This is a genomic window from Sorangium sp. So ce1014 (assembly GCF_051521505.1).
In the GTDB taxonomy this organism is placed as follows: Bacteria; Myxococcota_A; Polyangia; order Polyangiales; family Polyangiaceae; genus Sorangium.
In genome coordinates this window covers 6,724,896-6,747,037 of sequence record NZ_CP150356.1, presented here as the reverse complement: position 1 = coordinate 6,747,037, position 22,142 = coordinate 6,724,896, and the positions used below count along the sequence as shown (strand labels likewise).

Annotated in this window: 16 protein-coding genes; 7 read left to right on the top strand and 9 right to left on the bottom strand. The window is 72.8% G+C overall.

What is annotated here, in order from left to right:
• Positions 1 to 164 precede the first annotated feature (164 nt).
• A complete protein-coding gene (locus WME75_RS25405) occupies positions 165 to 707 on the top strand; it encodes a hypothetical protein (RefSeq protein WP_437475976.1) in 543 nt (180 codons plus the stop codon).
• A 28-nt stretch (positions 708 to 735) separates the two neighbouring features.
• Here WME75_RS25405 and ribA read toward each other — a convergent pair whose 3' ends face one another.
• The 3 genes from ribA to WME75_RS25390 all read right to left on the bottom strand — a co-directional run bounded on the left by ribA (position 736) and on the right by WME75_RS25390 (position 5,874).
• Positions 736 to 1,482, bottom strand: coding sequence for a GTP cyclohydrolase II (gene ribA / locus WME75_RS25400; protein WP_437475975.1), 747 nt, complete (start codon positions 1,480 to 1,482; stop codon positions 736 to 738).
• A 251-nt stretch (positions 1,483 to 1,733) separates the two neighbouring features.
• The gene (locus WME75_RS25395) at positions 1,734 to 3,182 is read right to left on the bottom strand and encodes an FAD-dependent oxidoreductase (RefSeq protein ID WP_437475974.1); all 1,449 of its coding nucleotides are present in this window, start codon (positions 3,180 to 3,182) and stop codon (positions 1,734 to 1,736) included.
• Between the two features lie 763 nt (positions 3,183 to 3,945).
• The gene (locus WME75_RS25390) at positions 3,946 to 5,874 is read right to left on the bottom strand and encodes a type VI secretion system contractile sheath domain-containing protein (RefSeq protein ID WP_437475973.1); all 1,929 of its coding nucleotides are present in this window, start codon (positions 5,872 to 5,874) and stop codon (positions 3,946 to 3,948) included.
• Between the two features lie 56 nt (positions 5,875 to 5,930).
• Here WME75_RS25390 and WME75_RS25385 point away from each other — a divergent pair, with 56 nt between their 5' ends.
• From WME75_RS25385 to WME75_RS25365, 5 genes are all read left to right on the top strand, one after another.
• Positions 5,931 to 7,343 carry a homoserine dehydrogenase gene (locus WME75_RS25385; protein WP_437475972.1) on the top strand — a complete coding sequence of 471 codons (1,413 nt, stop codon included), beginning with the start codon at positions 5,931 to 5,933 and terminating at the stop codon, positions 7,341 to 7,343.
• Positions 7,340 to 8,236 carry a glutamate racemase gene (gene murI / locus WME75_RS25380; protein WP_437475971.1) on the top strand — a complete coding sequence of 299 codons (897 nt, stop codon included), beginning with the start codon at positions 7,340 to 7,342 and terminating at the stop codon, positions 8,234 to 8,236. The genes WME75_RS25385 and murI overlap by 4 nt, the downstream gene beginning before the upstream one ends.
• Before the next feature lie 52 nt (positions 8,237 to 8,288).
• Positions 8,289 to 9,473: a chorismate synthase gene (gene aroC, locus WME75_RS25375; RefSeq protein ID WP_437475970.1), complete on the top strand. Its 1,185-nt coding sequence runs from the start codon at positions 8,289 to 8,291 to the stop codon at positions 9,471 to 9,473.
• Positions 9,474 to 9,478: 5 nt separating this feature from the next.
• Positions 9,479 to 11,089 carry a 3-dehydroquinate synthase gene (aroB, locus tag WME75_RS25370; RefSeq protein ID WP_437475969.1) on the top strand — a complete coding sequence of 537 codons (1,611 nt, stop codon included), beginning with the start codon at positions 9,479 to 9,481 and terminating at the stop codon, positions 11,087 to 11,089.
• An 86-nt stretch (positions 11,090 to 11,175) separates the two neighbouring features.
• Positions 11,176 to 11,745: a response regulator transcription factor gene (locus WME75_RS25365; RefSeq protein ID WP_437475968.1), complete on the top strand. Its 570-nt coding sequence runs from the start codon at positions 11,176 to 11,178 to the stop codon at positions 11,743 to 11,745.
• Positions 11,746 to 12,484: 739 nt separating this feature from the next.
• On the opposite strand, the gene WME75_RS25360 is transcribed toward WME75_RS25365, so the two are convergent.
• On the bottom strand, positions 12,485 to 13,231 hold the full coding sequence (locus WME75_RS25360) for a TenA family transcriptional regulator (protein ID WP_437475967.1): 747 nt from the start codon (positions 13,229 to 13,231) through the stop codon (positions 12,485 to 12,487).
• Positions 13,232 to 13,530: 299 nt separating this feature from the next.
• Complete coding sequence (locus tag WME75_RS25355) at positions 13,531 to 14,136, bottom strand: hypothetical protein (protein ID WP_437475966.1); 606 nt, start codon at positions 14,134 to 14,136, stop codon at positions 13,531 to 13,533.
• Positions 14,137 to 14,780: 644 nt separating this feature from the next.
• On the opposite strand from WME75_RS25355, the gene WME75_RS25350 reads away from it, so the two are divergent.
• On the top strand, positions 14,781 to 15,557 hold the full coding sequence (locus WME75_RS25350; RefSeq protein ID WP_437475965.1) for a chlorite dismutase family protein: 777 nt from the start codon (positions 14,781 to 14,783) through the stop codon (positions 15,555 to 15,557).
• Between the two features lie 9 nt (positions 15,558 to 15,566).
• Here the strand turns inward: WME75_RS25350 and WME75_RS25345 are convergent, their stop codons facing one another.
• From WME75_RS25345 to WME75_RS25330, 4 genes are all read right to left on the bottom strand, one after another.
• A complete protein-coding gene (locus tag WME75_RS25345; RefSeq protein ID WP_437475964.1) occupies positions 15,567 to 17,345 on the bottom strand; it encodes a phospho-sugar mutase in 1,779 nt (592 codons plus the stop codon).
• Between the two features lie 120 nt (positions 17,346 to 17,465).
• Positions 17,466 to 18,866: an acetyl-CoA carboxylase biotin carboxylase subunit gene (locus WME75_RS25340; protein ID WP_437475963.1), complete on the bottom strand. Its 1,401-nt coding sequence runs from the start codon at positions 18,864 to 18,866 to the stop codon at positions 17,466 to 17,468.
• A 156-nt stretch (positions 18,867 to 19,022) separates the two neighbouring features.
• Positions 19,023 to 20,186 carry a 23S rRNA (adenine(2503)-C(2))-methyltransferase RlmN gene (rlmN, locus tag WME75_RS25335; protein ID WP_437475962.1) on the bottom strand — a complete coding sequence of 388 codons (1,164 nt, stop codon included), beginning with the start codon at positions 20,184 to 20,186 and terminating at the stop codon, positions 19,023 to 19,025.
• A gap of 73 nt (positions 20,187 to 20,259) precedes the next feature.
• A complete protein-coding gene (locus tag WME75_RS25330) occupies positions 20,260 to 21,411 on the bottom strand; it encodes a CgeB family protein (RefSeq protein ID WP_437475961.1) in 1,152 nt (383 codons plus the stop codon).
• Positions 21,412 to 22,142: the final 731 nt, after the last annotated feature.

Sequence of the window (22,142 nt, the reverse complement as noted above, 5' to 3'; positions counted from 1 at the left end):
AAAGCGATATTCAATTTTACACTACGCCTGTCAGCCACGGATGCTGGCGCTCGAGCCGTCGTTGCTGGAGCGCGAACCGAACACGTCGAATACGCCGTGCCGCCCCCGCGGATCGGCGACGGCGAGCTGCGGCCGGGAATGGGCGCGTGCCTTGGCGCGAGCCCGTGTCAGCGGAGATCCGTCAGCTCGGCCGCATGAAGGAGTCCGGCGACATGAACGTCGTTCACCATTCGTCACGCCATCGATGGATCGCAGGCGGCCTCGCCGCCGCGCTCCCTGTCCTCCTCGCAGGCTGCAGCGATCAGGCGCTCGGGGCGCCTGTGCCCGGCGCCGAGCCGCCGCCGCGGGCCGCCGCGCGCGGGGAGCTGGCTTCGAGGAGCGCCGGCCAGGGCGGTGCCGCGGCTCGGCCGGCCGCGCCGGGGGCCGCCCTGCTGGAGCGCGACGAGCTGCTCCAGGAGGCCGGACGGCTCGCGGCGATCAGGGCCGTGCTCGCGCGGTCGCCGGAGGCGCCGCTCGCCCTGCTCGACGAGCACCGGGCCGAGTTCCCCCACGGCCGGCTCGCGGCGGAGCGGGAGCTCATCGCGATCGACGCGCTGCTGCGCCGCGGGCACGCCGACCCCGCGCGCGCCCGCGCCGAGGCGTTCCTAGGCCAGTTCCCGTCGAGCCCCCACGCGGGCCGGGTGCGCCGCCTGCTCGCCGCGCCGTGAGACGATGACGACAGCGCCGCGCGGCGCCTCAGCTCGCGGGGGTCGGCTCGGACGGGGGCGGTGACATCCCGTCGACCACGACCGGATCGCTCTGCTCGACCAGGTGCGGCTTGCCCCACGTATCGATGAAATGACCCGACCGCTTCGCCTTGGTCTCCAGATAAAAGCGGTTGTGATCGTTCGGCGGGATCACGTGCGGGATACGCCCGGTCACGGACACCCCGTATTGCGTGAGCTGCTGGACCTTGTTGGGGTTGTTCGTGATGAGCTCGACCGACCTCACGTTCAGGCTGTGCAGCATGTGCGCCGCCACGGCGTAGTCGCGCTCATCGTCCCGGAAGCCGAGCGCGAGGTTCGCGTCGACCGTGTCGAGCCCCTGATCCTGCAGCGCATACGCGCGGATCTTGTTGATGAGGCCGATCCCGCGGCCCTCCTGGCGCAGATAGAGCAGGATGCCCCGCTCCATGCTCTTGATCTTCTTCAGCCCTTCGAGGAGCTGATCGCGGCAGTCGCAGCGCAGCGAGCCCATGGCATCGCCGGTCAGGCACTCGGAGTGCAGCCTTGTCGGCACGTTCGAGGCGCCGACGACGTCGCCGTGCACCATCGCGATGTGCTCCTTGGCGTCGCGGTTGTTCCAGAACGCGACGATGCGGAAATGCCCGGCGCGCGTCGGCAGCTCGGCGACGCCGACCACCCGCACGCAGACGTTCACGTGGCCATACCCATCGCAGTCGTGCTCTCGATCGCGGGTGACGAGCTCAAGCAGCGGATTCATCGGGTCGGTCATGTCCTGCCTCCGCGAGGAGCCGCCTCGCGCGCCGAGCGGTGATGGGTAAATGCGCGCACTTCTTACCAGAACAGGACGGGCAGGCAACGCCTGCAGCCACGCTCTGCCGCGAGGCGGCTCCCCGCCAGGGGCCGTTGTCGACGCTGCAAAGGCCTCGTTCGCGCCTGGTGGCGCCGGCCTCCATGCCGGTGCAGGCTGTCGCCGCCACGCGACCGCGGCGAGGCGGCAGCCGGGGCCGCTCAGGCGTCGGCGGGCTGCCGGTGCGTCGGGGCGGCCGCGGTCACCTCGGGCGGCGAGGCCGATCTCCCCGCGCGCAGCACGCGCAGGATCAGGCGGGGATCCACGAGCGCCTCGGGCCCGTCGAGCATGTGCATCACGCGCACGAAGCGCACGTAAACCTCGCGATCGACCTGTGCGGCGCGGTGCAGCATGCCGGTGTACCAGCGCACGATCGGCTGGAGGAGCGGCCTCGGGCCGTCGGTCTCGGGGTAGGCGAGGTCTTCCCCGGTGGACATCTGCCACGGCAGATCGACCGCCTTCGCCGCGGCCACGTGGTAGCGACGCGCGAACCCCGCGAGCGCGCCGGGGCCCGCGCGGCGGCGCTGCTCCATGAGCGCTGTGTCGAGCGCGAGCGCCTGGAGACAGGCCGACGTCATCCCCTGTCCGTAAACGGGGTTGAAGCTCGCGAGCGCGTCGCCCAGCACGGCGAGCCCCTCGGGCATCCTCGCCATGCGCTCGTAGTGCCGCCGGAGGTGCGCCGGGAACTTGTAGGTGGCGATGTCCGTCACCGGCTCGGCCCCGAGCAGCGCCCGGTAGAGCGCGTCGTTCGGCAGGCGGCGCGCGAACTCCAGGAAGCCCTCGGGATCGGCGGGTGGGTGGTCGCCGAACAGGCCCGCGAGCACCACGACCCAGCGCCCGCCCTCGACCGGCGCGATACAGCCGAACCGCCGGCTGTCGGACGGCGAGCCGAGGACGTAGAGCGACGTCCACGGGACCTGCGCCGGATCCCGCGGGCGGTACTGCCGGCCGGCGTACCCCACCCGGACCTGGATGGTCGACTCGTCGGGCCGCGCGTAGCCGAGCGCCTCGAGCCACGCGGGCGCGCGCGAGCCGCGCCCGCTGGCGTCCACCACGAGGTCCGCCGAGAGCTCCTCGAGCCCGCCCGGCTCGTCGCGTCGTCGGACCACGACGCCGGTGATCCGGGAGCGATCGGGAGAGGCCGAGAGCTCGATCACCTCGCGCCGATCCAGGCGCCGCACCGCGGGCAGCGCGAACGTGCGGCGGCGCACGTGCGCCTCGAGCAGCGGCCGGGTCATGCACACGGTCTGCACGCCGGTATGGAAGCGCGGCTTCCACGCGCCGAGGTGGTGCCAGGCGAGGCCGACCCCGAAGTCGTACGCGACGGCCCCGTCCCGGATCAGGTCCTCGGTGAACCCGGGGAACAGGTCGTTCAGGATGCGCTCTCCCCGGGCGAGCAGGCCGTGGAGGTGGCGGGCCTGCGGCGCGCCCTTGCGGGCCTCGCGGAGGTCGTCCGGGATGCCGTCGCGCTCGATGACGTCCACCTCGTCGAAATGGTCGGCGAGCACGCGGGCTGCGACCAGGCCCGCGATGCTCCCACCGATCACCACGGCCCTGCGGCCGGCGAACGAGTGATTGGAGCGCGTGTTCTGCTGGGTGCAAGGCTTCATGCGGCGTCGCGAGTGCAATACGCGGGCCGTTCCCGACGAACGCAGGGCGGACGCAACGCCCGCCTCCCGAGGAGTCGGTCAGGGCGCGTCGCGCGAGCTGCGCAATTCGCGCGCAACCGCGCAACCGAGCGACTGAGCAACGGAGCGACTGCGCCGCGGAGCGACTGAGCAATCGGCGACTGCGCCGCGGAGCGGCCGCGCAATGAGCGACCGCGCCACCGAGCATCTGCGTAAAGGCGCAATCCGATGCGCTCCGTCGAGACGAGAGCGGCGATCGTTCCGCGCGCATCGTCGTCACCGGAGAAGCGCCGGCCGACCGCCTCGGAGAGATCGTGTCGAGACGATGCCTCCGGATGGCGGGTGGCGATTTTACGGTGCGTGTGAGTGCGCCACGCAGGATTCCTCTGCCGGAGCTCCGGCGAGGTGGGGTGAGCGATCTCGGGTCTTCCGGGAGCTCATCCCCCGCAGGACAGGTCGGCTCCGCCCGAGGAGCTCGCGCTCCGCGGCGACAGGGGCCGATTCGCCCTCGGGAGCTGCTGTGTCGTTCTTCGCGAGACGGCCGATTGCGGAGGGCCCGCCCGAGAGCGCGACCCCGGCGGCTATTTCTTGCGGCAGCCGCACTCGGCCGTCGGCGCCTGCGGGGCCGGCGGCCGTTCGCACGTCGTCACGAGGGTGCTCAGGACGGAGATGAGGATCGCGACGCGGAGCCGCATGCGGGCGATTCTTCCCCCGCGGGCCGGGCGGCGTCAATCCTGCCGACACGTCAGCCGAGCGGCAGCTCGAGCGACACCTCGTCGAGCCCGACCCCGAGGAAGCGGCGCGGGCGCACCGTGACCGCGATCTGCGCCCCGCCCTCGCCGCGGCCGGCCTTCACCGCGAGCTCGATGCTGGCCGGGGGCGCGTTCTCGAACAGCGTCCACAGCGCCCCCTCGACGACCGGCTGCACCTCCGCGGGGTCGCTGTCCGCGGGCAGCTTCGCGCACAGCGCGCGCAGGAACTGGACCACGCGCGCGACGAAGAGCTGGTCGACGAGCGAGACGCGCTCGAGGCGCTCCTCGGGCTCGGCCGTCGGGCTGTCGTAGGTGAGCTTCTCCGGAGGGACATAGGCCGTCGGCGCGGTGAGGACGTACACCGCGTCGCTGTTCGGGGCCGACGCGAGCAGGAGCACGCCGCTCTTCGAGAGATCGCGCTGGGTCTCGGTCGACACGAACGCCTCGGTCGGGATCGCGACGCCCTCGTCACCCTCGTACGCGCCTTTCACCTCGTGTACCGGCAGGTCCCCCACCACGCCGCCGCCTATCGCGCCCGCGATGCGGCACGGCCACGCCGTCTCGCGGAAGCTCGCCGCGATCAGCGCGCCGACGACGTACGCCGGCGCGATCCAGACGCGGCCGCCCTCGTCGCCCGGCTGCTCGACGATCGCCGCCTCCCGGATCCGCGAGCTCGACTTGTCGTAGGGCATCCGGCCGAGCACGTGGTTCATGGCGATCGCGACCCACCGCATGCAAGGCCGCGCCGCCGCGGCGCGCCACGGCGCCCGGTGCGGCGCGCGGAACAGCGCGGCCTTGTTGTCGAGCCGCTCGACGCCGCCGAGATCGTCGACCCCGAGCAGCCGCGCGTCGCCGTTCACCACGGCGGGGAGCGCGTGCGCCTCGGCGACGCGCGCGATCGCCTCGAGCCGCGCCAGCGCGGCGGCGCTGCCGTCGATCGCGACGTCCACGATCGCGACCGACGCCGGCGGCTCGGATTTCGCCGTCTGCGCGAGCACCCGCGCGAGCGCGCCGGCCGCCTCGTCCGGCCGGGCGCTGACGACCTCGACCCGGACGCCCTCCGCCGTCTTCACGCGGTCCACGAGCAGGCTCAGCCCCCGCCACGCCTCCTCGAGGCGCCGCACCTCCGGGTGCTGCAGGATCGCGCCGAGCTGCGCGCCGATCGCGCGCTCGATCTGCCCGATCGCCTCGGCGGGGCGAGCGGCCTGCCCCGCGCGGGGGCGGGCGCTCGCCGCCACGGTCGCGATGAGCTCCGAGAACCGTCCCCCCTCCGCGGGCCTCTGACCGGCGCCGCCCGCCTCCGCCGGCGGGGGCGCCGCGCCGGCGTCCCCGCCGCCGAGATCGACCATCGAGAGCAGCGCGTCCACGTCCGAGCCCGGCGCGGGCGCGGCGGGTCGCTCCGGCGCGGGCGCGGCGGGTCGACCCGGCGACGCGCCCTCGCGCTCCGCCGGGAGCAGGCCGAGGATGTCGCGCACGAGCGGGGAGCCGCCCCAGAGCCGATCGAGCTCGGCGCGCGCCTGATCGACCGTGGCCGAGCCGTCGTGTAGCCGCTCGAGGACGCGCCGGCCGTCGAGGAGCGAGCGCAGCAGCGGCACCTCGGCGCACAGCGCGTCGGGCCGGAAGCTCTTCATGCCGGTGGGCGACAGGTCGACGCGCGCGGCCCGGCCGCCCGCGAGCACGCTCGGCACCTCGATCGCGATCCGCGGCCGGAGGATCGCGAAGAGGTTATCGAACCGGCTCGCGTCGACGCGGGCCGCGCCGGCGGGCGGGCTCGCCCCGGCGTTGTGGGGATCGCGCGGGGTGAGATCGGCGACCACGAGCACGCGCAGCGGGAGCAGCGGCCCCCGCTCCACGGCGCCCCCGTCCTCGCCCACGTGGAACCTGAACTCGTTGCCCAGAACGCCCTTGATCGTTTCCGCCATGGCCGTCGCAGCATAGGCGTCACGTCTCGGCGCGAGAAGCGCTAAGCTCCGCGCGCATGAAGACGGAAGGCGCCTCGCCCCTGAACTTGAACCCTGAACCCCACGCCGCCAGCGATCGCAGGCGCCTGCGTGGCGGCGCCCCCATCCAGATCGGGCTCCTCGGCTGCGGGACGGTCGGGGGCGGCGTCCTCCGCCTCCTCGCCGAGAACTCCGGCTACCTGGCGGAGCGCGCCGGCGTGCCCCTCGTGGTGAAGCGCGTGGTCGTGCGCGACCTCGAGAAGGAGCGCGTCGCGGCCCTGGATCGCGGCCTGCTCTCCACGAACCCCGAGGACGTGGTCGACGACCCCACGATCGACGTCGTCGTCGAGGTGATGGGCGGCGATACGCCCGCGCGCGCGCTGATCGAGCGCGCCATCGACCGCGGCAAGGGCGTGGTCACCGCGAACAAGCTGCTGCTCGCCGCCCACGGCCCCGCGCTCCTCGCGCGGGCCGCGTCGCGCCAGGTCGACCTCGCGTTCGAGGGGGCGGTCGGCGGCGGCATCCCGATCATCCGGACGCTCCGCGACGCGTTCGCGAGCGACTGGGTTGAGCGCGTCACCGCGATCTTGAACGGCACCTGCAACTACATCCTCACGCGTATGCGCGACACGGGGTCGTCGTTCGACGCCGCGCTGCGCGAGGCGCAGGAGCTCGGCTACGCCGAGGCCGACCCGACGCTCGACGTCGACGGCCATGACGCCGCGCACAAGCTGATCGTGCTGGCGATGCTCGCCTTCGGGGCGCAGGTCGACAGCGCCGACGTGCCCACGTCCGGGATCCGCACCATCGAGGAGGCCGACCACCGCTACGCCGATCGGTTCGGCTACACGATCAAGCACCTCGCGATCGGCCGCGACCTCGGCGACTCCATCGAGCTGCGTGTGCACCCCACGCTGATCCCGAAGCAGAGCGTGCTCGCCAACGTCTCCGGCGTGCTCAACGCCGTGCTCCTCGAGGGGCGCGCCGTCGGCCCGTCGCTCGTCTACGGGCGCGGCGCCGGCGACATGCCGACCGCGGTCAGCGTCGTCTCCGACATCCTCGACGTCGCGCGCTCGATCGCCTCGGGCGTCGCGGGCATGCAGGGCCGCGGCATGTCGATCAAGCCCCGCCCGGTCCGCCCGCTCAGCGAGACCGTCTCGCGGTACTACCTGCGCTTCGCGGTCGAGGACCGCCCGGGCGTCATGGGTCGCCTCGCCGGCGCGCTCGGCGACGCCGGCGTCAGCATCGAGCAGATCGTGCAGCAGGGGCCGACCAAGGGGAGCTCGGGCGCGGCGCCCGTGGGCGGCCCGGCGGCCCGCGAGCCCGCGGTCGACGTGGTGCTCATCACGCACGACGCGCCGGAGGGGCTCGTGCGGAGCGCGATCGACGCGGTCGCGCGCGAGCACTTCCTCCGCGAGCCGGTGCACCTCTTCCGCATCGAGGAGCCGTGACGTCCCAGCGCGACGCGCCGCTCGGCGTGTTCGACTCGGGCCTCGGCGGCCTCACCGTCGTGCGCGCGCTGCGCCGGCGCTGCCCGGCGGAGGACATCGTCTACCTCGGCGACACGGCGCGCGTCCCGTACGGCACCCGGTCGCCTGAGACGGTGGTCCGCTACGCGCTCGGCTGCGCGCGCGTGCTCATCGGGCGCGGCGTCAAGGCGATCGTCGTCGCGTGCAACACGGTGAGCGCCGTCGCGATCGACATGCTCCGGGTCGAGCTCGATCTGCCCGTCCTCGGGGTCATCCTGCCCGGCGCGCGCGCCGCCGTCGCCGCGTCGCGCGGCGCCACGATCGGCGTGCTCGGGACGGCCGGGACCATCGCGTCGGGCGCCTATCCCCGCGCCGTCGCGTCGCTCAGCACCCGCACCGAGGTCGCTGGCCAGGCGGCCCCGCTGCTCGTCTCGCTGGCGGAGGAGGGCTGGGTCGAGGGCGAGGTCCCGCGGCTCGTCGCGCGGCGCTACCTGGAGCCGCTCATCGGCGCGGGCGCCCGCTCGGTCGTGCTCGGGTGCACGCACTTCCCGCTCCTCCGCGCCGCGATCGAGGCCGAGGCCGCGGCGCTGGCCGGCGGCCCTCTCCCCATCGTGGACAGCGCGTCGGCGACCGCGGACGACGTGGCGTCGTTCCTCGCCGAGCGGGGGCTCGCCACGTCCCGGACTGCGCCGGGCAGCCTCGCGCTGCTCGTCACCGACCTGCCGAAGAGCTTCGCCGCGGTGGCGACCCGGTTCCTGGGCGAGCCGGTCGTCGCCGACGGCGCCGGCCGGTCCCTGACCCCGATCGAAGCGGAAAACGACGGCGCGGGCCGTTCCTCCACGCAGGGCGTCGACGTGGAGCAGATCGACCTGTAATACGCAGCAAGCTTGGCCCGGAGCTCCGGGCGCAGAGGAGGTTTTCCACACGATGACGCAGCTCAGGTGGCTTTCGGCCGGCGAGTCGCACGGGCCGGAGCTCGTTGCGACCGTCGAGGGTATTCCGGCGGGCATGCCGCTCCTTGCGGAGGACATCGACGAGGATCTGGCGCGGCGCCAGCGCGGCTACGGGCGCGGCGGGCGGATGAAGATCGAGACCGATCGCGTCCGCCTCGTCGCCGGCGTGCGCGGCGGCGAGACGCTCGGCGGCCCCATCGCCATGGTGATCGAGAACCGCGATCACGCGAGCTGGGCCGGGCGGATGGGCCCCGAGCCGTTCCCCGAGCCGCCCGAGGCGCTGACCCGCCCGCGCCCGGGGCACGCGGATCTGGCCGGCGGCCTGAAGTACGCCCGGCGGGACCTGCGCGACGTGCTCGAGCGGGCGAGCGCGCGCGAGACCGCGGCGCGGGTCGCGGTGGGCGGCGTCTGTCGCAAGCTCCTCCGGTCGGTCGGCGTCGAGGTCTTCGCCCACGTCCTCTCGATCGGCCCGGTGCAGGCGCAGACCTCCGCGGCCTCTGGCAGCGGCGAGCTCCCGCTCGCCGAGCTCCGCGAGCGCGCCCGCGCCTCCGACCTCGCGTGCGTCGACGCCGCGGCCGCGCAGGCGATGCGCGACGCCATCCGCGAGGCCGCGCACCGCGGCGACACGCTCGGCGGCGTCTTCGAGGTGATCGCCACCGGCCTGCCGCCCGGGCTCGGGAGCCACGTGCAGTGGGACCGCAAGCTCGACGGCCGGCTCGCGCAGGCGCTGATGAGCATCCAGGCGATCAAGGGCGTCGAGATCGGCATCGGCTTCGAGGCCGCGCGCATCTCGGGCTCCGAGGTGCACGACCCGATCGCGTACGACCAGGGGTCGCACGCGTTCACCCGCCCGTCGAACCGCGCCGGCGGTCTCGAGGGCGGCATCACGAACGGCATGCCGCTCATCTGCCGGGCCGCCATGAAGCCGATCGCCACGCTCAAGCGCGCGCTCCCCTCGGTCGACGTGCGCACCAAGGAGCCGTTCGACGCCGCCTTCGAGCGGAGCGACGTCTGCGCCGTCGCGGCCGCCTCGGTCGTCGGCGAGGCGATGGTGGCGATCACGCTCGCCGCCGCCCTGCTCGAGAAGTTCGGCGGTGACAGCCTCACCGAGCTCTCGCGCAACGTCGACAGCTATCTCCAGCAGGTCCGCTCTTACTGAAGGCCATGGCACTCCACCCCGACGCACCTCCGCTCCTGCTCACCGGCTTCATGGGGGCCGGCAAGTCCACCGTGGGCCGCATCGCCGCCGCGCGCGCGGGCCTCCCGTTCATCGATCTCGACGACGCCATCGCGGCCGAGGCCGGCGAGAGCGTGCCGTCGCTCTTCGCCGCGCGCGGCGAGGCGAGCTTCCGCGCGCTCGAGGCGGCGACCCTGCGCCGGCTCCTCGCGACGCCGGGCCCGCGCGTCATCGCCCTCGGCGGCGGCGCCCTGGTCGATCCCGCGCTCCGCCTCGAGGCGCTCGAGCGCGGCTGCGTCGTCGCGCTCAGCGCGTCCCCGCGCACGATCGCCGCGCGCACGCGGGGCGGCACCCGCCCGCTGCTCGACGGCGCGCCGGATCGGGAGGCGCGCGTCCGCGAGCTCCTGACGGCGCGCGCGCCCGTCTACGCCGAGGTCCACGCGCGCGTCGTGACGGACGGCGTCTCCGCGGAGGACGTCGCCGCGCGCGTCCTCCGCGCCTACGCGGATCGCCCGCTCTTCGTGCCGTTCGGCGACAAGAGCTACGCGGTGCGCATCGCCTCTGACGGGGCGGCGTCCACGGCCGACGCCGTCGCCGCGCTCGCGCCGTCGTCGGTCTTCGTCGTCACGGACGAGAACGTGAGCCGCCTCTGGGGCGCGCCGCTGCTCGCCGCGCTCGCGGCGCAGGGAAAGCCGGCCGCGGCGGTCACGGTGCTGAAGCCCGGCGAGGAGCACAAGCGGCTCGCGGCCGTCGAGGCGGCGCTCACGGCGATGATCGACGCGGGGGCTGATCGCGACGCGGTGGTGCTCGCGCAGGGCGGGGGCGTGGTGACCGACATCGGCGGCTTCGCTGCGTCCACGCTCCTCCGCGGCGTCCGCTGGGTCGCGGCGCCGACCACGCTCCTCTCGATGGTCGACGCCTCGGTCGGCGGCAAGACCGGGGTTGACCTCGGCCCCGCGAAGAACGCCGTCGGCACCTTCCACCAGCCGTCCGCCGTCGTCGCGAGCCCGGCGGCGCTCGCGACCGAGACCGACCGCGCCTACCGGAGCGGGCTCGCCGAGGTGGTGAAGTCGGCCTGCATCGGCGATCCGGAGCTGCACGCGCTGCTCGAGCGCGAGGCCGACCGTGTCCTCGCGCGCGACCCCGGCCTGCTCGCCGAGATCATCCGCCGCTCGATCGCCGTGAAGGCGGCCATCGTCACCCGGGACGAGCGCGAGTCGGGCGACCGCGCCCTCCTGAACCTCGGCCACACGCTCGGGCACGCCCTGGAGGCGGAGGGTGGGTTCGTCCGGCTGGCCCACGGCGAGGCGGTGTCGCTCGGCATGGTGGCCATACTCCGCGTCGGCTGCTCGCTCGGCGTGACCGACCGTGCGGCGGCCGACCGGGTGATCCGCCTGCTCGACCGGCTCGGGTTGCCCACCCGGATCGAGGACGAGCCGGTCTCCGCCGCGCTGCGCTTCCTGTCGCTCGACAAGAAGCGCCGGGGCTCGTCGGTCCGGGCGGTGCTGATGCGGGACATCGGCAGCACGTTCGTGGAGCCGATGCCGCTCGACCGCCTCGCGTCGCTGCTCGAGCGCGCGGCGGCGGGCACGGCCTGAGCCCCGCGATCCCGTCGGTTTTCCGCAGAGCGGCCTGGCAAGAGCGGTGTTGACATCGGCGCCGCCGGCTCTCACGACGTCGCGCGGTGTGCCCGGGACTGCCCAGTTCCTGGTGGCCCCGTGCGGCGCCGCGCGCCCTCGTTGCGCGGGCCGCCGGCGCACGCGGCGATTGCACTGACGGTGAAGAAAATCGATGGGCTTCCCATGTGCTGGAAAAAAATCCCGGGACACGGCCCCCGTCGTCCGCTTCGCGCTACTCTTTCCCGGCGCAGATGGTGACCGCGACAAAAAAGCGAGTTTTGGTGGTGGAGGACGAGGAGGACACGGCGGCGATGATCGCCCGGTTCCTCAGCGACGAGTTCGACACCGTGATCGCGACGAACGGGGTCGACGGTCTGGCGCTGGCCCAGCAGGAGCCGCGGCCGGATCTGGTGATCGTGGACATCATGATGCCGAAGCTCGACGGGGTGACGATGACGAAGCGGCTCCGCGAGAACGAGCCGATGCGTCGCGTGCCGATCATCTTCCTGACCGCGAAGTCGGATCCGATGGACGTCATCGCCGGCATCCAGGCCGGTGCTCGTCACTACATCACGAAGCCCTTCGTGCTCGACGATCTCAAGAAAAAGGTCCGCAAAGCCGTCTACGGCCGCTAGAGCGGGGCTCACCCGCTTCGGATACGGGCCCATCTCGGCGTTTTCGGTGCTCGGCGTACTGGAGTACGCCTGTGCGCCGAAAACGTCGATCTGGGCCCGTCTCCTGTGCGGGTGAGCCCCGCTCTGGATCCGGGGGGCGCGGGCGACGCGGGGGGCGCGGGCGACGCGGGGGGCGCGGGCGACGCGGGGGGCGCGGGCGACGCGGGGGGGCGCGGGATGCGCTGTGGGCAGGGCGTTTTCTCTAGGCTTCGGCTCGAAGGGGGCGGGCGATCCGGCGCCGGTCAATGGCCTTCTTGTGAAGATGTGAGAAGAAGGGTGAAGAAGATCGCTTGGTCCTATTGGCGTCTTGGACGTTTCTTGTTTCGAGCCAATCGGTTTCTGGCGTGCCACGTAGTGCCGCGCGCCAGGAATCGTGACGGTTTACGCCTCCGGGCAGGACTGCGCGGTAGTCCCCCCGTTTCCTGTTGGCTTGTCAGGAGAACTCTTGTCTCCTTCACGGCAGGTCGAGCGACCGTTGTACGCCGGGAGACCAGCGCCGAGCAGCAGCTCAGGGCCGGGCACACGCCCGGCAGCAAACGCCGAGCGGTACCTCTCGCGCCAGGCGCACGCCGGGAGGCCTGCGATCGTTCGGGCTGCGGCGGCCGCTCCGGGACCGCCGCGGGGCCGCGGGTGGGCCGGTGCCGGCGAGGGCGAGCGCGGCCAGCCCCGCCGGTCGCGCGGGCGGCGGGGGCGCCCCCGGTCAGCTGCCGCCGCGGGGCGGGACGCTGCAGGACTTGAGGGCGCGCTCGAACAGCTCGAGCGAGCGCGCGACGCTCGAATTCACCCGGCGGATCTCCTCGGCCGAGGTGGTCGCGAGCTTCACGATCTCGAGCGCCTCGCGCGGGTGCGCGTCATCGTAGTTCGCATGCGCCGCGAGCCACGTCAGCGACTTGCTCCCCTCACCGTAGAGCTGGGTGAAGGCCGGCAGCACCACGCGCGACCACTCCCCCGTGATCCCCTCGATCGCATAGTTGACGGCGCCAACCGCCTCCGCGAGCGAGCCGCGGTGGGACACCGACCAGAGCCACTCGAAGAGCGACGCCACCTCCGGCGTCGGACGGTGGCTCGTGATGTCCGACATGCTGATGCCGTGCCCCGCCGCCCAGTCGAGGTACCAGCGCACATGCAGCGCCTCGACCCGGATGTTGCCGATGAGCCAGTCGCGCACCAGGAAATCGCGCGGCGTCTGGCCGTAGGTCGTCTTGGCCAGGCTGAGACCCATGTACTTCGGGAACGCCTCGACCACGCAGAAGAACTCCCGGATGAGCACGCCCCAGGTCTCGTGATCGATCGGCTCCGTCAACGTTCGCGCAATCGGCGGCGTGTAGACCGCCGCCTTCCACTGGTCGGCCAGGGACTCGACCATGTCCTCGACCCAGACCGGATGCGGCGTCGCCTTGAGGCTGTCCTTGACTTCCTTGTGCCGCTGCGAGCGAGGTGACAGCATGAAAATACCTGGAGGGTTGCAGGGTCAATCTCCCTCGTACCTGCTCGCCGGTCTCCACCCCCACCACATCCCCTCAGGCTGACCGGCCAGCGGCCGTCAGGAGACGAGTCGCGGCGCGGGCACGAGGCTGACCCCCACGTTCGAGGGACGAAGGAGCCAGCACGACGACCTCACCACGAGAGGCGTCGTGTACATATGTGTCCCGCCTGCATCCAGTTTGGATCAGAGCGAAGGAACAAGTCAATAGGCAAACGAGGGCGCCGGCAGAACGACGGGAAGACCGAGCTCCCTCAGGTCGTTCACCATACCACCTCGGAGAGGCACTCGGTCGCGCCGCGGAACCGGCACCGCTGGTGCGTCACCTTGGGGGTGGACGCGCCGCACAGGAGCAGCGCCTGCTCGACCCAGCCGCAGACGCCGTCTCCGCAGTTCATCGCTGAGGGCCCCTCGTCGTCCCCGGTCGGGCCCGTGATGGTCAGCATCCACTCCCGCGGCTTCACCATGCGTGGGAAGACCTTGCCGGCGTCGAAGTAGCGCGACCAGAACATTCCAGTGCGGGCGACGATCGTGTCGGGCATGGCGATCGAGAGCGCGAACTTCAACACCGTATTGAGGTCGCGGTCCGCGACGTAGCGAGCAAACCGCTTGATCTCGGCGGCCTGGTCGTTCGCTGTCCGCACGTGCGTTCGCAGGGCCCGGTTCCAGACGCCGATCGGGTACCAGCTGCTCGCCAGCAGCGGCTGATAAAGTACGTCCCGGTCTGACTTGGGCAGCGAGGTCACCAGCCGCTCCCAGGCTCCGGCGTCGCGGTTCGTGTTGACGAACGACCGGAGGTTGACCAGCAACGTTCCTTTGCACTTGCCGGGGGGGGTCGAGGACTTGCTCTTCGTATCGTGCGTCTTCATCGCGGCGAACCTACGGAGGGGAAGCCCCGGCGAAGCCGAGCCCGATCGCGGGCGGAGGCGCGTGCAACCTCGGGCGGGAAGCTCTTCCCGGGAGCACATCGTCGGGACAACTCCAGGAGTCGTGGTTGTACCTTGCAGGGGAGCGTGAGTCGGGCTCGATGGCAAGAGATGATTGGCGGGAGCAGGCGCGCGACACGAGCCGCCGCGGCCCTAAGCAAGATCACACCGTTGCCCAGCTCTCCTTCCGACCCGAGAGGCCATACCCCCGGGCGGCAGCATCGGCGTCGGGGGCGGGAAAAGGTGTAATGCGCATCACGCGCCTTCGCGCGACGGGCTCGACCGGACGGGACGAGCGGACCGCAACCCGGGACGAGCGGACCGCAACCCGGGACGAACGGACCGCAACCCGGGACGAACGGACCGCAACCCGGGACGAACGGACCGCAACCCGGGACGAACGGACCGCAACCCGGGACGAGCGGACCGCAACCCGGGACGAGCGGACCGCAACCCGGGACGAGCGGACCGCAACCCGGGACGAGCGGACCGCAACCCGGGACGAGCGGACCGCAACCCGGGACGAGCGGCGGGGGTGCGGCGCCTCGCAGTTGCCGTCCTCCGCGAACCTCGGTACCCCTACGCCCATGAGCGAATCCACGACGGGCCGGCCCGCCGCCGGGCACGCGGAGCCGGAGCTGCCGCATATCGACGTAACCGAGCGGGGCGCGCCGCGCGACGGGCGGCCGCAGGTCATCGACCGCCGGCTGTTCATGCAGCTGCTCGTGTTCCGCTGCCCCGCCGCCGCCGATCCGGCCGAGCTGACCGCCGCGGTCGGCCAGGCGCTTTCATCCCAGCGCGTCGGCGCGGTCGTCTACGAGGACATCAGCGATCCGCGCGGGATCGCGGTGCTCACGTGGGCGGAGGACCCGGCCGTCTTCGTCCAGACGGTCCGGCCGGCGCTCAACCGCGGCGAGCTCCGCGCCCTGGAGCTTCGCCCCGATTTCACGATGCTGGGGCGCACGTACTCGACCGGCTACGAGCAGGACCTCGACTACTGGCTGCTCCGGCGCCCGTTCGAGACCGTCCTCAACCCCGCCTGGCCCTGGGCGGTGTGGTACCCGCTGCGCCGCAGCGGCGGCTTTGCCAAGCTCGAAGGGCGCGAGCAGGGGAGCATCCTGCGCGAGCACGGCACCATCGGCCGCGCCTACGGCGCACAGGACCTCGCTCACGACGTCCGCCTCGCGTGCCACGGCCTCGACGCCCACGACAACGAGTTCGTGATCGGGCTCGTCGGCAAGGAGCTCCACCCGCTCTCGCACATCGTGCAGGCGATGCGAAAGACCCGGCAGACCGCGGAGTTCATCAGCCAGATGGGCCCGTTCTTCGTCGGCCGCGCCGCCTTCCGCTGCTCCGGCGGCTGAAGGGGCCCGTCAGCCGATGCCGGCGAGGGCCGAGAACGCCCTCGCCAGCGCGTCGAGCCGCGCCGCCGCGCGGGCCTCGACGTCGCCCAGCGGCTCGCCCGCGGCGACCCCCTCGCGCACGTCGAAGTAGAACTTGATCTTCGGCTCGGTGCCGCTCGGGCGCGCGATGATCCGGCTGCCGCCGTCGAGCTCGTACACGAGCACGTTGCTCGGGGGCAGGACGAGCGGCTCGGTCCGGCCGTCGCTCGAGGTGCGCGTGCGCGCCTCGAAATCGCGCCACGCCGTCACCGGGACGCCGCCGATGTCGGCCGGCGGGCTCTTCCGCAGCGCGTCCATGATCGCGGCGATCTTCCCGACCCCGTCGACGCCGCGCAGCGTGTAGGAGCGCTGCCCGCTCACGTAGAGGCCGTGCTCGCGGTGGATCGCCTCGAGCTCGTCGAGCAGCGTCTTGCCCTCGGCCTTCCGCACCGCCGCGAGCTCGGCGAGCACCACCGCGGCGCCGATGCCGTCCTTGTCGCGCACGAGCGGGCCGATCGTGTAGCCGAGCGCCTCCTCGAAGCCGAACACGAAGCGGGCGCCGGTCGAGCGCTCGATGTCCATCGCCCGGTTCGCGATCCACTTGAACCCGGTCAGCGTCTCCTCGTAATGCACCCCGAGCGCCGCGGCGATCACCCCGAGCAGCGGGGTCGAGACGCAGGAGGCCAGCACGAGGCGGCGCTCGTTCGCGGCGTTCCCGGCGGGCCCCTCGGTGAGCAGGTAATGGCCGAGGAGCACGCCGACCTGGTTGCCCGTGAGCTGCACGTAGTCGCCGTCAGGGCGCCGCACCGCCACGGCGAGCCGGTCGACGTCCGGATCGTTGGCGAGGACGAGATCGGCGCCCTCCTCCCTCGCGAGGGCGAACGCCAGGTCCATGGCGCCCTTCTCCTCGGGGTTCGGGAACGCGACCGTGGGGAACGCGCCGTCCGGCTCGGCCTGCTCGGGCACGCTCGTCACGCGCGTGAAGCCGGCCTCCGCGAGCGCCTTGCGGACGAGGCGGTTGCCCACCCCGTGCAGCGGCGTGTAGACGATGCGCAGGCTGCGATCGCCGTCGCTCCGCACCGCGACGCCGCGGATCGCGCGGAGGTAGCTCGGCTCGATCTCCTCGGGGAAGTCGCGCACGAGGCCCTTCTGCCTCGCCTCGTCGAAGGGCATGCGGGGGACCTGGTCCGCCGGCGGCGAGGCGTCGATCGCCGTCGCGACGCCGGTGTCGTGCGGCGGGATGATCTGAGCAGCGTTGTCCCAGTAGACCTTGTAGCCGTTGTACTCGGGCGGGTTGTGGCTCGCCGTCACCATCACGCCCGCGGCCGCGCCGAGGTGGCCGACCGCGAACGCGGCGATCGGGGTGGGGCAGGGGACGGGCGAGAGGTGGCTCGGGATGCCCGCGGCGGCGAGGGCGCAGGCGGTGTCCTCCGCGAACTCGCGGCTCATCCGGCGGGCGTCGTAGCCGACGACGACGCCGGCGCTCCGCGCCTTGTCGCCGAGCGTGGCGAGGAGATGACGGGCGAGCCCGGCGGTCGTCCGGAGGATGACGGCGCGGTTCATCCGGCTCTCGCCGGCGCCGAGGACGCCCCGGAGGCCGGCGGTGCCGAACTCCAGGGGACCGGTGAAGCGCTCGGCGAGCTCGGCGCGGACGCCTTCCTCGCCCGCCCTGGCCGCGTCGATGAGCCGGCGCAGCTCGCTCTGGGTCTCCGGATCGGGGTCGTGGGCGAGCCAGCGCTCGGCGGGCTCGAGGACGAAGTCGTGGCTCACGACATCATCTTTAGTTCAAGCCGGCCGCGGTTTGCACCAGGCGCACGCGCTATTCGGCGCGGGCGGCGAGCGCGGCGCGCTGCGCTGCTCGGGCCGGCGCCGGGTCCGCCCAGGCCGGCGCTATCCGGCCTTCTTGCCGGCGGCGAGCGCCTCGGCAAAGTGCGTGTCGTACTGCCCGCAACGAAAGTCGCCGTCCGCCAGGAGCTGGCGGAGGAATGCGAGGTTTGTCGCGGCGGGCCCCGCCGGGCCGGTGAGCTCGAGCGTCGTCTCGGCCAGCGCCCGGTCGAGGCGGGCGATCGCGTCGTCGCGCGTCGGCCCGTGGGCGACGATCTTGGCGAGCAGCGGGTCGTAGAACGGCGTCACCTCCAGCCCCTCGGCGACGCCTGTCTCGATCCGCAGGTCGTCGCCCGCGGCCGGCCAGCGGAGCGCGGTGATTCGGCCGGGCTGGGGGGCGAACTTCTTCGCCGGATCCTCCGCGCAGAGGCGCGCCTCGATCGCGTGGCCGCGGATCGTGTGGCCCAGGACCTCCGGCGCGAGCGGCTCGCCCGACGCGATGCGGATCTGGTGCTCGACAAGGTCGAGCCCGGTGCACATCTCGGTGACGCAGTGCTCGACCTGGAGCCGCGCGTTGACCTCGAGGAAGAAGAGCTCGCCGTTCTCGGCCGCGACGAACTCGACGGTGCCGGCGCCGACGTAGCCGGCGCTGGTCACGACCCGGAGGGCGCTGTCGAGGAGCCTCTTCCGGCGGGTCTCGCCCACGTCTCCCTCGAAGAACGCGGCGGGCGACGGGGTCTCCTCGATGATCTTCTGGTGCCGGCGCTGCGCGCTGCACTCGCGCTCGCCGAGCGCGACCGCGCCGCCCTGTCCGTCGCAGAGCACCTGCACCTCGATGTGGCGCGGGCGCTCGATGTACCGCTCGATGTACACGCGCGCGTCCCCGAACGCGGAGCGGCTGCGATCCGAGCACGTGGTGATGGCGCGGGAGAGCTTGCCCGGCTCGGTGACGACCTGCATGCCGATGCCGCCGCCGCCGCCCGCGGCCTTGACGAACAGCGGGAAGCCGATGCTCTGGGCGGCGCGCTGGGCGGCCTCGGCGTCGACGAGGTCGATCGGGCCGCCCGTGCCCGGCGGCGGGAAGACGTTGGCCCCGCGCGCGTGATCGCGCGCGAGGATCTTGTCGCCGAAGGCGCGGAGCACCGCGGGCGGCGGGCCGATGAACGTGATGCCGGCGGCGAGGACCGCCTCGGCGAATGCCTCGTTCTCGCTGAGCAGCCCGTACCCGGGGTGGATGCCGTCGGCGCCCGTCGCGCGCGCCGCCTCGACGATCGCATGGACGACCAGGTAGCTGTCCCGGACCGGCGGCGGCCCGATGCGCACCGCCTCGTCGGCCATCGCGACGTGCGGCGCGTCCGCGTCCGCGTCGGAGTACACGGCGACCGTCGCGATCCCGAGCCGTTTGCAGGTCCGGAGGACGCGGCAGGCGATCTCTCCACGGTTGGCGACAAGGATCTTCTTCAACACGGCCGACAGCTACGCCCCCGCGCGGCGGGGCGTCAAGGCGCTCGCTGCAGGCCGCGGCCCCTCGTGCGCTGCCGGACGGGCGCTGACGGCCGCGCCTGACGAACGGCCGCCCCGGCTCGCTGCCGGACGCGCGGGCCGGACCGAGCGCCCGCGCGATCAGCCCAGCGCGCGCCGCACCTTCGGCTTGGCGCCGAGCAGCACGAGCTGGCCGCACGCCGCCGAGACGTCGTCGCCTCGCCGCCGGCGCACGAAGCACGAGTATCCCGCCTGGATGAGCACCTCCTGGAACGCCGCCACGCGCTCCTGGCCCGGCGGACCCAGCGAGGAGGCCTCGATCGGGTTCATCGGGATGAGGTTGATCTTCACCGGCAGCCCGCGCAGGAGCTTCGCCAGCCGGCGCGCCTCGGCGGGATCGTCGTTCTGCCCGGCGACGAGCGTGTACTCGACGGTGATGCGCCGGCGCCGGGGCAGCGGGTAGGCGCGCAGCGCCGCGAGCAGCGCGTCGAGCGGGTACTTGCGGTTGATGGGCATCAGCGCCGAGCGCGTCTCGTCGTCCGCGGCGTGCAGCGAGATCGCCAGCGCGATCTGCCCGCCGAAATCCGCGCCGAGCCGCGCGATCTCCGGGACGAGGCCCGAGGTGGACACCGTGACCCGCCGCGTCGAGAGGTTGATCCCCTCCGGGTGCGTGAGCAGGCGCAGCGAGCGCGCGGTGGCCTCGTAGTTGTGGAGCGGCTCGCCCATGCCCATGTAAACGACGTTGCGGAGGTCCTCGCCCTCCTCGAGCATCGCCCGTCCGAGGAGCACCTGGCCCGCGATCTCCTCGGCCCCGAGGTGGCGCTTGAGCCCCGCCACGCCGCTCGCGCAGAACCCGCACCCCATCGCGCAGCCGACCTGCGTCGAGATGCACTGGGTGACGCGGGTGCGGGGCGTCGCGCCGGCCTCCGCGTCCGCGTCGTCGTCCTCGTCGTCGGCCGCCGCCGCGTCGGCGTCGAGCTGCGCCTGCGAGCCGGGGCCCGACACCGACGGGAGGAGGACCGTCTCGATCGTCGCGCCGTCGTGGAGGCGCAGGAGCAGCTTGCGCGTGCCGTCCTCGGAGCGGTGGACCCGCTCGGGCGTCAGCACCTCGCCGAGCCCCTCCGCGGCGAGGTGCTCGCGCAGCCGCGCCGGGAGGTTCGTCATCGCCGTCGGATCCAGGATGCCGCGGCGATGGATCCAGTGGAATACCTGCTTCGCCGCGAAGGACCGCTCTCCGCGGGCAGCCAGCGAGGCCGACCACTCTTCAGGCAGGCGGGCGACAGGGTGAAGCGGGGTGGAGCGCACCTCCGTGGCGTAATGCGCGCCGCCCCGAGCGGCAAGGGAGCACGAGCGCGGGCGCCCGCGCCCGACCGAGGCGTCAGCCGCTCTGGCTCTCGATGTGCGCCGCCGTGAGCTGCCCGTCGCGCTCGCGGCGCGCCCGCGTCCGGCTCGAGGCCTCGAGCACCTCGCGGGTGTAGCGCTCGAACGCCTCGGCCCGGTGCATCGCCGTGTGCTCGGCGAAGACGCGCTGCCGCGCCCGCTGGCCCAGGGTGAGGCGCTTGTCCTCCTTCATCTCCCTCAGCTTCCGGAGCACGTCCTCCGGCGAGCGGACGAGGAGGATCTCCTCGCCGGGCTGGAAGAACGTCTCGATCCCCGGCCAGGTGTCGCTCAGGACCGGGGTCCCGCACGCGGCCGCCTCGAACAGGCGCGCGCTGGGCGACCACCCGGACTCGGCCATGGCCCGGCGGGTCAGGTTCAACGTGAAGCGCTGGGCGTTGTAGAAGATGCGGTGCTCGTCCGGCGGGAGGTGCTCCGTCCGGGTGAGGTTCTCGGGCCACGCGAGCGACGACGGGTACTGCGCGCCCCCCACCGCGAAGCGCCCGCGGCGCATGCGCCGCGCCGGCTCGAGCAGGAGCCGCTCGACCGCGGCCTGCCGGTCATCGCTGTACGTGCCGAGGTAGCCGAGATCCCAGCGCATCGGCGTCGGCTGGGGGTAATACACGTCGGTGTCGGCCGCGCAATAGAGCGCCCGCGCGCGCACCGCGCCGTGGCTGCGCTCCAGCCGTTCCAGCGTCGGCCCCCCCGTCGCCGACAGGTAGAGGTCGTACCGCGGGATCAGCGCCGGCGTGAGGTACGCGTGATCCCCGTGAGCGAGCCGGCCCAGCGTGACGGGCGTGTCGAGATCGTAAAACGCGGCCTTGCCGCGGGCCTCCTCCGTGAGCCACGCTCCGACGGTCGCCCCCTCCGGAACGAAGGAGCCGACGACCACGAGATCGGCTTCGCGCATCGCGCGTGAGAATCGATCGCGGAGCTCGGTAATGCTCGAGTACTGCTCGGTCGTGCCGTAAGGCGGGTGGGGCAGGTCGCGGTGCTGATCGTAGATGGAGAGGCTCCGCTCCAGAAAGAGCACGTGGTGGCCGCGCGAGGCGAGCGCCCGGAGGAGCGCTCTGTACGTCGTGGCGTGGCCGTTGCCCCACGAAGACGTGATGGAGAGACCCAGGAAGACATAGCGGTAGGTAGGTGTCGTCATAACGTGGTGGCGGCAAAGGTTGAGAGATCCCAGAAGACGTGCCGGCCCCGAATGGCCCGGTCCCGAGACACACCGCGGCGGCGCCCGAGAGGCCGGAGCTGGCCTCGCGTCGCGCGGCCAGGCCAGGCAGCCCAAGCCATGCCTGGCCTGGTAACCCGGCAGAGAGAGCGGCACGTCGATCCGGTTGCTCTGGCGCCGCGCAAGAGGGCGCGACGACGAGCGTGTGGACCCCGGATTAACATGCGTGCTCACGCTCTGCAATCCTGTGAGATGCGGTTTCTCGTCCCAAGATGCGTATTCCCGTCAAGACCCTAGGCGATAAGGCCCGGACTGATCTCGAGACAAGGAACGGCGCACGATCGTAAGTTGCTACGGGATAAAGCGGCTCGATCGCGCAAAGCACCCGTCGGCGCGCGCCGTCGCGCAGCAAGGCAACCGGCCTGTGCGGCACAGGGCCGATCGGAAGCGATGATGAGAAAAACGGGAGCGTTGCCGTAATGGGTCAGTCGTGGCTGCCGGTCGAGCCGAGCGTCAGGCTCGCCGCTGGATCGGCGCCCTGAGCCGCGCAGGCGGGCGCGGGTCTCGCGGAGAAATCGGCAGGGGAGCAGGAAGGCAGGAGCGCACGGCGCCCTCTGGCCGCCTTCCGGCTCACGGGAGGGCGCGCCGCGGAGCGAGCGCTGTCGGGTGTCCAGCCTGGAGCGGTGGGGCGCCGCGCGAATGCCGTCGCGACG

Bases quoted from the DNA above. Each gene is read 5' to 3' on its own strand.
- ribA (WP_437475975.1), bottom strand. From the start codon at position 1,482: ATGAATCCGCTGCTTGAGCTCGTCACCCGCGATCGAGAGCACGACTGC.
- WME75_RS25395 (WP_437475974.1), bottom strand. From the start codon at position 3,182: ATGAAGCCTTGCACCCAGCAGAACACGCGCTCCAATCACTCGTTCGCC.
- WME75_RS25390 (WP_437475973.1), bottom strand. From the start codon at position 5,874: ATGGCGGAAACGATCAAGGGCGTTCTGGGCAACGAGTTCAGGTTCCAC.
- WME75_RS25385 (WP_437475972.1), top strand. From the start codon at position 5,931: ATGAAGACGGAAGGCGCCTCGCCCCTGAACTTGAACCCTGAACCCCAC.
- aroC (WP_437475970.1), top strand. From the start codon at position 8,289: ATGACGCAGCTCAGGTGGCTTTCGGCCGGCGAGTCGCACGGGCCGGAG.
- aroB (WP_437475969.1), top strand. From the start codon at position 9,479: ATGGCACTCCACCCCGACGCACCTCCGCTCCTGCTCACCGGCTTCATG.
- WME75_RS25360 (WP_437475967.1), bottom strand. From the start codon at position 13,231: ATGCTGTCACCTCGCTCGCAGCGGCACAAGGAAGTCAAGGACAGCCTC.
- WME75_RS25355 (WP_437475966.1), bottom strand. From the start codon at position 14,136: ATGAAGACGCACGATACGAAGAGCAAGTCCTCGACCCCCCCCGGCAAG.
- WME75_RS25350 (WP_437475965.1), top strand. From the start codon at position 14,781: ATGAGCGAATCCACGACGGGCCGGCCCGCCGCCGGGCACGCGGAGCCG.
- WME75_RS25330 (WP_437475961.1), bottom strand. From the start codon at position 21,411: ATGACGACACCTACCTACCGCTATGTCTTCCTGGGTCTCTCCATCACG.